The following is a 12,923-nucleotide window of genomic DNA, read 5'->3' on the forward strand; positions in this document are numbered from 1 at the left end:
CGTCTTTTAAGGACGGGCGGGACGCCCATCCCACAATAACAATTAAAATTGTAAGTTATTTAATTCGCGATCCTAAGTTGCATAGTTCTATTAGAGAGAATTTAACTGAGGCTTTTGTTTAGTGTAACATTTTTGGGTAAGCTTTTTAAGGTTGACTTTGTTTAGGGGGTTTTTGAGATTCTTGGTTTGTGGTATGAATTGTTGGTAAACTCGTCCGCACACAGCCGATCGCCTAGATTGATCTGATATGCGATTGCATCCCAAAAATGTAGATTCGGATTTGCCGCCAAAGTGGGGGCGGGTTTTCGAGATTTTTGGTCTGAGGCGATTATGGTTGGTGAACCCGCCCCTACGGTAATTTGGGGAAACACGCTTATTTTCTAGTTACCAAAACCCAATCGTCCGCTGTTTTCACAATCTCAGCATTCTGCAAACCTAAATGTTTTAAAACAGGTTTTTCTAACAGAAAATAAGGTTGAGGGAGAGTTTGCCATTTCTGTTTGAGCGTCGGCGCGTCGGCGACAATAACTTGGCGTTGACTGTAAAAATTCAGCGATGGACGGCCCAAGCGGTGAGAAGTAAACACCTGCTGACCGGCGGGAGTTCCTGTGCGGACAATTTCGGCGATCGGCTTAACCGGATAATCCTCCGCCAATTCCCAAACCCAGTTATCTGAAGCCACCAATACCAACAGCGTCAGGTAAGTTCCCCAAATTAAAACTAATATAAACTGTCGGTCTTTGCGGTGCAGCAACACGGCCGCCATTGTCATTGTCAAAGCTACAAACATCAGCATTAACTGCAAATCTCGCTCTGGAGGCGCAATTTGTCCCCCGATCCATACCCAGCCACTGAAGTACACGCAACCGACGACAGCAACTATAGCCAGCACTGCCAAAATCGCGGGATGAGGCAGCAAAGAAATAGCATCAAAACGTTCTTCTGCTTCCTCTTTGACGGGTTCTGGCGGCAGCCACAGTTGCTCCCAAACTTCAGCGAGATAACTGCCAACAGCAAGAGCAAAAGCTGGATAAATTGGCAAAACATACCACGGCAATTTAGTAGTCATCACAGAAATAGCCAGCAGATATACTCCTGTCCAAACCAATACTAATTTTGGCCCGGCAAAATTGCGATTTTCCCAACTCAGGCGCAGCCCTTGTAGCCAAAATAACTGCCACGGCCAAGCTAATTTTAAAATTTCTAAAAGATAATACCAAGGCGGGCCTCTGTGACTGCTTACAGGTTCCGAAATGCGCCGGAAAGATTCGTTAATTAAATTAGTGTGGATGAAATATTGGCCGTAGTGCAGCCATTGGGCAAAATACCAAGCAGCTACTGGCAATGTTCCGATCGCCAATCCGCCCCAAAGATACCCAGAAGTGAGGAGTCGCGGGGTATCCCAAACCAAAAAAATACAGCCAACAGCACCCAGCAGCAGCCCCAACATGACGCCCTTAGTCAGGCAAATGAGTCCGAACCCAATCCCCGCGCCCAAAGCGTAGCGCAAGTCGCGGCGCGATCGTAGCAAACACCACATCGCCCCCAGCAAAAAACACAAAACTGCTCCATCCAACATCGCCAAACGTCCGTGCCGCACCACCGGTAACAGCGTCAGATACACGAGGGCAGAAAAAATGGCGATCGAGCGTCTAGGAAACAACTCCCTGCCAATGGCGTAAAGCAAGGGCACTGAAGCCGCCGTCAGCATCGCCGGTACCAACCTCGCCGTCAATTCGCTGACACCGCCGACGGCAAAACAGAGCCCGATTAGCCAGTGTACCAGCGGCGGTTTGTTGAAATAAGGCATAGAGTCGATCGTCGGATACAGCCAATTTAAGTTGCCGCGCCAAATTTCGCGACTTACCTGCGCTGCAATGCCTTCATCCCAATCCCGCAAAGCCACGCCGCCCAGATTCAGCCCGAAAATCAGCACTGCAGCCAACAGAAAAGCCAGCATCCACACTTTGTCTGTAAAGCTGTCATTCCAGCGATTTTTCGGTTTGCGGCCAAGGAATGGAAAGATTTCTGACATAAGTTAAGAGAGTTTTGAGCGTCCCAAACTGAGGGTAAACTTAGACAGCAGTTATTTGCGACTAGGAAAATACCATGAACTTGCCTGTAATTATAGATATTATCATTGGCTTAGTATTTATCTACCTGACTTTAAGCTTGCTAGCTTCGGAAATTCAGGAACTGATTGCTACTGTTTGGCAGTGGCGGGCGGAACATTTAAAGAAGTCGATCGAAGTGCTGATTTCTGGCGGCAGCGAAGGTGCGAAAGATCCCCTGCAATTTAAGCGAGTCGGACAGTTAGCCCATGCGATTTACGCCAATCCGATTATCAAAGATTTGAATCAGGGAGCGAAAGGGCTGTTATCAGAGGGATTCCGCTCTGTTACGCACCGCATGGGGGATTTGTACCACGGAGTTACGGGTACTAAAAATGTTTTCGGCAATAAATCCAGCGGGCCTTCTTATATTCCAGCCGAGTGTTTTTCGGCTAGCCTTTTGGAGACTTTAAAGGTTTCTAGTTTGCTCAGCTCTATCTCTAAAACCAGATTGGAAAGATTTAAAGATTTACAGTTGGCACAAATTCAACATATTGGAGCGAATCTGAGTTTACAGGATACTATTAAACCGATTATTGAGCAAGAATTTAGGTGGCTGACTGCGGAGTTCAATCGAGTTGTTGAAGATTATCAAAACAATTTAGCAAGTTTGAACAACAGCTTAGATCGAATGTCGGAAAAGCTAGAATTTTATATTAAGGATTCTCAGGTTTATCTACCAGAAACTGAGCAAGGAGGGAGAGAATTTCAGAGGCAGATGGCATTTGTGAAGGCTCGTTTTGACAGCAAAATTGAGCGGGTGGCGCTGCTGGGGCAACTGCAACCGAGTTTCAGCAATCTGTTAAATACTGTTAAAAAAAGTCAAGATACGGTAGTAGAAATTATGGATTTAAAAGAGGAGAGTCCGATTTATCAACAAATTCAAGAAACCTTGGACAGTATGCCAGAATCTTTGAAACGCAGCCTTTATATTTTAGCGCAGCGCGCTGAAAAAGGTGGCGGAGATACTCAAGAGCAGTTGCAGCGGTTTCAGAAAGAAATTGAAATTTGGTTTGACCAATCGATGGAGCGTGCTTCTGGTGTTTACAAGCGGAATGCCAGAGGGGTAGCGATTTTGCTCGGAACTGCGATCGCTGTTGCTGCTAATGCTGATAGCATTAATATTATTAATCGCTTGTCGAAGGATTCGATGTTGCGATCGACTGTTAATTTGTACGCTGAGCAGTTGGTGGAAAACAATGCTAAGACTAAATCAAATAATTTGACCAGTCTGACAAAAGTTCAACAGGATGTCGATCGAGCTTTGGATCGGGTAGCTTTGCCTTTTGGATGGAGCGAACAGAACAGTTTAGAACGAGATAAGCAGGGGAATTTATTGTGGCAGGCTTTGATGGCAAAATTGTTTGGTTGGATATTGAGTGGGGTAGCTATTTCTATGGGGGCTGGTTTTTGGTTTGAGGCGCTCAACAAGATTATTAATATTCGCAATGCAGGGAAAAAACCGCCATCTTCCACAGAATCTTGAGGGGTGCAGTTGCGAGGCCAATCTACTAAGTGTCATACCGTTTTAGATTTTAGATTTTACATGGGGGAATGACTCGATACTATCGAGGTTTCAAGCACGGGCTTATATCATGTCCGGTCGTGCGACCGCGATTGTTGTAGGGGCGGGTTCACGAACAATACCTGCCAATAATTGACAATCTCAAAAACCCGCCCCGACCAGGATATTATGGTTAATCGCTCGGAGATGATATTACAGTTGGATTCTTGTGTGAAAGTGGGATCGCGGATAGGATACCGGATCGATCGGTAATAGCGCGTTTGCCGGAAGTAAGGGAAAACACGCAGAATATAAATTCCGTGCGATCGCGGATGGCACTGCTGCAGAAATAGGGCAAACTGATAGATAGGTTAAATAAGAATGGGCGAAACAAACAAGGTCGCTGGCAGTTTCAGAAGCTCTGAATCCTAGGCTGTATCTACCGCTAAACTCACTTTTGGAGGACGGAATATGTTCACTTCTTTAAGGGAAACGACTCCCGCCTCGGAATACGCAAATCCCCCATCCAAAAGCTTTGTATTCAAGGACTCCAGCATCCATGAAGGTGGATATTTTGTTTCCAGAATTTTGCCTGGGGAATCTGAGTGCATTGAGAAAATGACCTCCACACTTCAAAAATCTGCCTCTATCCTTAGAGAGATTGACAAAGTTCGCACAACTTCTGAGGGCAGCTCGAACCAACTGCAATTAGGCTTTGTTCTCCTCAGTTCAGATTACCTGGAACCATACAAAAGTCAATTGCCAAAATCGCATATTTCTCTGACTCCAAACAGCGGACTTGGTTCGTGTTATGCCGATCGACATTGTGATAAGCTGTGGAGCATTTAAAATGGTATTGTATGGTGCGTCAGTTTTAAAGCGTTTTCCATGTAGAGTCAGTGTTCGCTTCGCTTCGCACCCGGAGCGGCCTTGGTTGGTGTTATCCCGATCGACATTGTGATACACTCAACAACGGCGGTGGGCGCGATAAGCCAATTGATTTACCGTGAGGGGTTGCACTTAATATTAGACCGTTTTGACTGTTAGTAAATGCGACCAAACGTCCTGGTAATAAGTATTTTGGTGTATCGCAAAGCTAGCCGCTTCAAAGCATATAGAATTATTAAAAATCTACATAATTCAGTTTTACATTAGATGAAATAGAGCTAGGTAAACTGTAGTGCCTTGTGCCTGTACGTAAAATATCACACTCAAATAAAAATTACTAAATATAATTCAGAGGAGTTATTATCGGGGGAATTACCTCCGCCATTTCCGAATACCTGAAATTCGGCTACTGTTAGCAAAATAATGTCGCAAAAATTTGAGGGTACAACCTAGATTGATTTATTTTCATATGTGGGATAAATGTTGCAATATCTGCCTATCGGTAGAGGTGATAATTTCCCTTATGGTAAATAGGTTACAGGTAAATGTGGGTCAAAATAAATCAATAAAAATATTTAAAAAAAAGCACAATATCTCAATTTGGTGTTAAGATATAGTCAAATAAGCCTGATGAGATAACTCCGGGGTGTATCTACTAATAATGCCCTTAATGGAGTCTCCAATATGAGTTCTACATTCGCTCAAGTTAACTCACAATCTGCTTTGGAAAAACGGCCACTGCGCTCCTTAGTCTTCATTGACTCCGGCGTGGAAGATTACGAGTCAATTACAGCGGGAGTGCTGCCGGGACAGCAGGTAGTAATACTCGATCGCACCAAAAACGGCATCGAAAAAATCACCTCCGAGATGGAAAAATACGCCTCTACTAACGGGGCGATAGACTCGGTTCACATTATTTCTCACGGCAGTTCTGGCAGCCTACAATTAGGCAATACCGCTCTGGGTTCAGATAACATAGAGCAATACAAAAGCCAGTTGAAAAAGTGGCAAACTTCACTAGCCCCAGAAGCAGACATCATGCTGTACGGCTGCGATGTTGCAGGCGGTACAGGTGCTAATTTCGTCGATCGATTCAGTCAATTAACCGGGGCTGACGTTGCGGCCTCTACCAACATAACTGGCAGTGGCGGCGACTGGAATTTAGAATTTGCTAAGGGTCAAATTGAAACTCCCTTAGCCTTGGGGCCCGATGCGATGGCAAATTACCAAGGTGATTTAGCTACGATCGTAGTAGCCAACAATAGCGATAGCGGGCCGGGTTCATTAAGGGCTGCGATCGCCACCGCTGTTGCCGGCGATATCATTACCTTCGCTCCAGGTTTAGCCAACCAAACCATTACCCTCACCAGCGGTCAACTCGATATTCCCGTTGGCAAAAACATCACCATAGACGGCGCCGCCGCACCCGGTTTAACCATCAGTGGCAACAACGCATCCCGCGCCTTTTTTGTCAGCGCCAACGTTGCGACTGCTACGAATTTTACAGTCAAAAACCTCGCTATTATCAACGGTAAAACGGTGGATAATGGTGGGGCGATCGGTACACAAGACGAAGTAACGATGACCGTAGAAAACGTTCAGTTTACCAACAACGTGGCTGATAAAGGCGGCGGTGCAATCTTCAGCGGCTGGAACAACACCCTGACCGTTACCGACAGTAAATTCACCGGAAATAAAGCCACTGCAACCAACGATGAACGTGGCGCTGGCGGTATTGCTTTTGTAAGTAATAAAAACCTCACCGTTGTTAACAGCGACTTCACCAACAACTTAGGAATTAATGGTGGGGCAATTAACAGCCTAAACGGCAAGTTAACAGTTGAAAACTCGCGATTCATCGGCAACGATACCACCTCCGGCCAGTTCGCCCCAAACGATCCCAATGGCAATTCTTTTTTAAGGGGTTTCGGCGGGGCAATTTACACAGACCGCGCCAGTTCTACTGACGAGCCTTCCGGCACAATTAAAATCAGCAAAAGCGTATTCCAAAACAACAAAGGGCGAGGCGAAGGCGGAGCAGCTTATCTGTTTACCGGCACCCAAGATAGCGTAAGTATTGCAGACAGCACCTTCCAAAATAACGAAATTCTGGCGCTACCCAACGGTGGAAATGATGGAAACGGTGGTGGGGTAACGATTTTGAGCGACAGCACCAACCAGGGATTGACCATTGCCAACACCACCTTTGCGGGCAACAAAGCCAATAATCAAGGTGGCGGGCTGTGGATGCGAAATGTCCCTACTACGATTACTAACAGTACGTTTTCTGGCAACTCCACGGCGTTTGCTGCTGGTGATTTCAACAAACTCGGCGGTGCAATGACTCTTGGTGCACCCACAACCATTCTCAACACGACGATCGCCGATAATTCTGCAGGCTGGGTTGGTGGAGGTATCTTCGCCAATGCCAATAATGTCACCCTCAAAAACACGATTCTTTCCAACAATACAGCGGCTAACGGAGGAAACCCTTGGGGCATTCAGCAACACGTCACCGCCCAATATAGCGATCGAGGAGGGAATTTTCAGTGGCCGGCCAAAAACCCCAATGACGGAAGCGATGTCAATGCGACGGCAAGTGTGACGATCGCAGACCCCTTACTTGGCCCTTTGCAAAACATCAACGGCGCTTTAGTCAGGCCGCTGCTGACAGGAAGTCCGGCAATTGATAAAGGGATTGCCACCGACGCACCTGCTACGGATCAGCGAGGCCTGACTCGCCCTCAAGATGGCGACAGCATTCCAGGTGCGATCGTGGACAGCGGCTCTTTTGAATTGGGAGGTAGTGTCGTCCCAGTGCCAACACCGACTCCGGCGCCGACTCCGACGCCGACTCCGGCACCTACTCCCACACCGGAACCGACTCCAACTCCCACACCGACTCCGACTCCAACTCCCACACCGACTCCGGCGCCTACTCCCACGCCGGAACCGACTCCAACTCCCACACCGACTCCGGCGCCTACTCCCACACCGGAACCGACTCCAACTCCCACACCGACTCCGGCGCCTACTCCGACGCCCGCGCCGACTCCGACTGAGACTCCGACACCCACACCGACTCCGGCGCCTACTCCGACTCCGGCGCCTACTCCGACGCCCGAACCGACTCCCACACCGACTCCGGCGCCTACTCCGACGCCCGAACCGACTCCGACTCCCACACCGACTCCGGCGCCTACTCCGACGCCCGAACCGACTCCGCCGCCGACACCAACTCCCGCACCGACACCAACTCCGGCCTCGGATGGTTCCCTGCTCGATAGCCTCAACGCCCCGCAACTCGACTCGGCCACCATCACCCCCAACCCCGTCCAACAAACAATCAACGGCGGTAACGATGCCGATTTCATCATGGGCGGTGGCATCAACGAGTCGATTAACGGACAAGTCGGCAACGATATTCTTTACGGCATGGGCGGCAATGACAACATTGACGGCGGTGCAGATAACGACTCAATCTTCGGCAATGGAGGCAGCGATTTCATCTCTGGCGACGCTGGCAACGATACCATCTACGCAGGCAAAGATAATGACACTGTGGTTGGTGGTGAGGGCGACGACTTGTTGAGGGGAGATTTAGGCAATGATACAGTTGCCGGCGGCTTTGGCAACGACACTATTTTTGGCGGTAAAGATGACGATATCTTGCTGGGTGAAGATGGAGACGACTACATTTTAGGCAACTTGGGAAATGACACAATTAATGCTGGAAATGGCAACGATATTGCCTTTGGCAATGAAGGTGCAGACCTGATTTTTGGCTTATTGGGAAATGACACGCTTTACGGCGGCAAAGAAAACGACAGTCTCAATGGCGGTGAGGGCAACGACTTGCTGTTGGGCGGCAATGAAAACGATGTGCTGTTCGGCGACATCGGTAACGATACCCTGTACGGCGGCAAAGCTAATGATATTCTCAGCGGCGGTGCTGGGGAGGATTTCCTTTCCGGGGATGTTGGGGACGATACATTGACTGGTGGTTCGGGAAATGATGTGTTTTTCCTCAATCAAAGTTCGGGTAGCGACATGATTAATGATTTCCGCAAGGGAGAGGATTTAATTGGGTTGAGTTCTGGTTTGAGTTTTAATCAACTCACTATTACTTCCAGCAACAATCAGACTTTGATTACTGTGACGGATACCAATCAATTGTTGGCGAAGCTTAACGGTATTACCCCCGGTATTCTCACCGCTAGCGATTTCACTCAGGTAACAATCTAGCTGGCTGGGCTAGGGTGCGCCATCAGCAGCCCGCCCGCTTAGAAGTGGTGAAGAAAGCTCTCAAACTCCTGAAATTTGGTGGATGACGTTAGCGCGGCCCGCCCCTACGGGGGCTACGCCAACGAAGAGGAGCGATCGATCTGATTCTTTTCAAGTGCGATCGGTAATAAATCTTGTTTATTGCCGATCGCCCACACCTAGAATGAGACACACTCGTCTATTGCAATCCTGAGCTGGCTAGCCATAAGTAGCGGCAGAATAAAGCCTGCTTTCTCAACCAATAATTTTCAGATTTGTGGGAAGTTTTTTACAGATAGGAAACAATTTAAATTAATCAAATTTTTAGGCAATTTTCCTGGTTTTATCTAATGTGAATGTATCAGGTACTAGCTAGAGCAATTCTCAGGAACTCAGAACCACATAAAAGATTTTCTGAATCTTACCTGACCGAGGATTCCCAATGGTTTGATGCACTACGTCTCTGGCTAATGGCGTGCATAGCAAATCTACCTATAGAGGTTCCCGTGCCTGACTATTTACATTACATCCTCTGCATTTAATTGCTAAAAAAAACGCAGGTTTTACACAGAAAAAGCTGATTATGGATCGAAGTATCGGGTTTAACTTAGGGATAAAATTCAAGTTTTTCCCTAACTTTTAATGTCCCCGATGGATTACCGAGTTTTTAATTCTGCCTACTGCCTTCTGCATCTCTAGCCTTCTGCTTTCAAGGTGAATCTACCAGCAAATAGTAAACATTCTCATGGGTATGCCAAATGAGTTCAACTTTTGCCACCAACATGGATTCACAATCTGTTCTCCACAATGCTGGTTCTAAATCTATTGTCTTCATTGATTCCGACTTAGATGACTATCAAACTCTTGCCGGTGGCGTGCTTCCCGGTGCAGAGATCGTCATTTTAGATAAAAATGGTAACGGAGTCGAGCAAATTACTGCGAAACTGCAAACAATTTCGGCTGCGGGGGAAACTGTAGACCAAGTTCACGTTTTTTCTCACGGCAATTCTGGCAGCTTGCAGCTAGGTTCTGCAACGTTAAATGCGGATAATTTGCCGCAATATGAAAGCCAGTTGCAAGGGTGGCGAAATGCGCTAAGCGACCAAGCAGATATTGTGATTTACGGTTGCGATGTTGCTGCGGGTTCGGGAAGCAATTTTGTCGATCGCCTGGGCGAGTTAACCGGGGCTGATATTGCGGCATCTAGCGATCGCACTGGCCGCAGTGGTAACTGGAATTTGGAGTTTGCCAAGGGTGATATTGAAGCACCGCTAGCCTTGACTCCAGAGGCAATGGCAGATTATCAAGGGGCTTTAGCAACTATTACCGTTACCAACAATAATGATAGCGGGCCGGGTTCATTGAGAGATGCGATCGCCTCCGCTGCAGCCGGCGATACCATTGAATTTGCCTCCACTCTTGCGGGCCAAACAATTACCCTCACTTCTGGTCAACTTGTCATCAACAAAAACTTGACAATTGATGCAGTTGGTGCAGCTAATTTAACCATCAGTGGCAACAATACCTCGCGGGTCATCCTCACAGAAGGTTCGACCAATGTTACTCTAAAAAACCTGATTGTTGCCAACGGCAAAGTTTCTGGAACAGATCAGAATAGTGAGGCAACTAGCGCCGGTGGTGGCATTCAAACAGGAGGTAGCAGCACTTTAACTTTAGAAAACTGCCAAGTCAATAATAATGTTGCCGGTTTTGGTGGCGGCATTTACACGGGTTTCCGCAGCACGACGACTGTAATTAACAGCAAGTTTAGCGGCAATGACGGTTCGCTAGCGGATGATACCGAACGCGGTGGCGGCGCGATCGCCACTAAAAGCGGCAGTGTTCTGACTATCAAAGATAGCGAATTTACCAACAACAAAGGCAGCTACGGAGGAGCTGTTAATAACCTGTTGGGCAGCATGACGATCGAAAACTCTAAATTCATCGGCAACCGCACAGATACAGGCGTTGGCGGGGCAGTTTACGTCGATGGCGCTAATGCTTCGGGGCCGAATGCAGCCCCCGGCCCAGTTGCCGGAACTATTGCTATCCGCAACAGCCTTTTTGATGGCAATATCGGGACTGGAGAAGGAGGTGCAGCCTTTCTGTTTGGTTATTTCCAAGACAAGGTGGTTTTGGAAAATAGCACTTTTATTAACAACCAAGCAGTCAAATATTCATCAGGTTCGGGAGGTTCGGGAGGCGGTGTTCGCCACGGTAATGCTGATTTGACAGTGACAAACTGCACATTCGCTAACAATAAAGCTGAAGACAACGGGGGCGGTTTGTGGTTGGGAGAAAATGGAAATGTCAGCATTGTCAACAGTACATTTTCCGGAAACAGCGCTGCTAAGCAGGGCGGAGCAATGCTTGTCGCTAACAGAGATTCCTTTTCGACTAACATCGTCAATTCGACTTTTGCGAAAAATACCGCTGAATTTTCTGGAGGTATTGGTACTTTTAACGACCCTGTGAAATCGCCAATTACTGTCAAGAATTCGATTTTTGATAGGAATACGGCAAGTAATCCTTTTAAAAATAGGCAGCACACTGGACGGGAGCTCATTGATGGGGGAAACAATCTTCAATTTCCCGCTAAACTGACCGTGGGAGATCCTAATGATAGTAATGTTACGGCAAGTATTACGATCGCCGACCCCTTACTCGGCCCTTTGGAAAATATTAACGGCGCTTTCGTGCTGCCGCTGCTAACAGGAAGTCCGGCAATTGATACCGGTACTGGTGCGGGCGCGCCGGCTGCGGATCAGCGCGGTGTGAGTCGCCCGGCTGATGGTGATAATAACGGAAGTGCGATCGTTGATATTGGCGCTTATGAATTTAACCCTACAGTCACGCCGACTCCGACTCCGACGCCCACTCCAACTGAGACTCCAACTCCAACTCCAACTCCAACTCCAACTCCAACTCCAACTCCGACTCCGACTCCAACTCCAACTCCGACTCCGACTCCAACTCCAACTCCGACTCCGACTCCCACGCCCACACCGGAACCGACTCCCACGCCCACACCGGAACCAACTCCCACGCCCACGCCAACTCCGGCTTCGGATGATTGCCTACTCGATAGCCTCAACCCTCCGCAACTCGACTCGGCCACCATTACCCCCAACCCCGTCCAACAAACAATCAACGGCGGCGACACTACCGATTTCATCATGGGCGGTGTCATCAACGAGTCAATTAACGGACTTACCGGCAACGATACTCTCTACGGCATGGGCGGCAATGACAACATTGACGGAGGCGCAGATAACGACTCAATCTTCGGCAATGAAGGCAGCGATTTCATCTCTGGCGACGCTGGCAACGATACCATCTACGCAGGCAAAGATAATGACACTGTGGTTGGTGGTGAGGGCGACGACTTGTTGAGGGGAGATTTAGGCAATGATACAGTTGCCGGCGGCTTTGGCAACGACACTATTTTTGGCGGTAAAGATGACGATATCTTGCTGGGTGAAGATGGAGACGACTACATTTTAGGCAACTTGGGAAATGACACAATTAATGCTGGAAACGGCAACGATACAGTGTTTGGAAATGAAGGTACAGACCTGATTTTTGGCGACATCGGTAACGATACCCTGTACGGCGGCAAAGAAAACGACAGTCTCGATGGCGGTGAGGGCAACGACTTACTGTTCGGCGGCAATGAAAACGATGTGCTTTGCGGCGACATCGGTAACGATACCCTGTACGGCGGCAAAGGTAATGATATTCTCAGCGGTGGCAGCGGTTCCGATTTCCTTTCCGGGGATGTTGGGGACGATACTTTGACGGGAGGTTCGGGAAATGATGTGTTTTTCCTCAATCAAAGTTCGGGTAGCGACATTATTAATGATTTCCGCAGGGGAGAGGATTTAATTGGGTTGAATTCTGATTTGAGTTTTAATCAACTCACTATTACTTCCAGCAACAATCAAACTTTGATTACTGTGACGGACACCAATCAATTGTTGGCGAAGCTTAACAATATTACCCCCGGTATTCTCACCGCTAGCGATTTTATTACTCTGTAGTTATTAAGCTGTCGCGCATCATTTGTGCATTTCTTACTCCCTCCCATTAGGAATGAGAATTAAATAACTTCCACAAGATTGTGGGATGGGCGTCCCGCCCGTCCTTTTTGGACGGGC

5 protein-coding genes are annotated in these 12,923 nt (G+C 47.8%); 4 read left to right on the forward strand and 1 reads right to left on the reverse strand.

What is annotated here, in order from left to right:
• Positions 1-373 precede the first annotated feature (373 nt).
• The gene (locus QUA50_RS28020) at positions 374-2,035 is read right to left on the reverse strand and encodes a glycosyltransferase family 39 protein (RefSeq protein WP_333268506.1); all 1,662 of its coding nucleotides are present in this window, start codon (positions 2,033-2,035) and stop codon (positions 374-376) included.
• A 74-nt stretch (positions 2,036-2,109) separates the two neighbouring features.
• On the opposite strand from QUA50_RS28020, the gene QUA50_RS28025 reads away from it, so the two are divergent.
• From QUA50_RS28025 to QUA50_RS28040, 4 genes are all read left to right on the forward strand, one after another.
• A complete protein-coding gene (locus tag QUA50_RS28025) occupies positions 2,110-3,597 on the forward strand; it encodes a hypothetical protein (protein ID WP_333268504.1) in 1,488 nt (495 codons plus the stop codon).
• Between the two features lie 489 nt (positions 3,598-4,086).
• The gene (locus QUA50_RS28030; protein ID WP_333268502.1) at positions 4,087-4,464 is read left to right on the forward strand and encodes a hypothetical protein; all 378 of its coding nucleotides are present in this window, start codon (positions 4,087-4,089) and stop codon (positions 4,462-4,464) included.
• Between the two features lie 723 nt (positions 4,465-5,187).
• Positions 5,188-8,748, forward strand: coding sequence for a DUF4347 domain-containing protein (locus QUA50_RS28035; protein WP_333268500.1), 3,561 nt, complete (start codon positions 5,188-5,190; stop codon positions 8,746-8,748).
• Between the two features lie 776 nt (positions 8,749-9,524).
• A complete protein-coding gene (locus tag QUA50_RS28040; RefSeq protein WP_333433678.1) occupies positions 9,525-12,806 on the forward strand; it encodes a DUF4347 domain-containing protein in 3,282 nt (1,093 codons plus the stop codon).
• Positions 12,807-12,923 lie beyond the last annotated feature (117 nt).

Origin of the sequence: Microcoleus sp. M2_D5, from assembly GCF_036701935.1 — a bacterium.
Taxonomy (GTDB): domain Bacteria; phylum Cyanobacteriota; class Cyanobacteriia; order Cyanobacteriales; family Microcoleaceae; genus Microcoleus.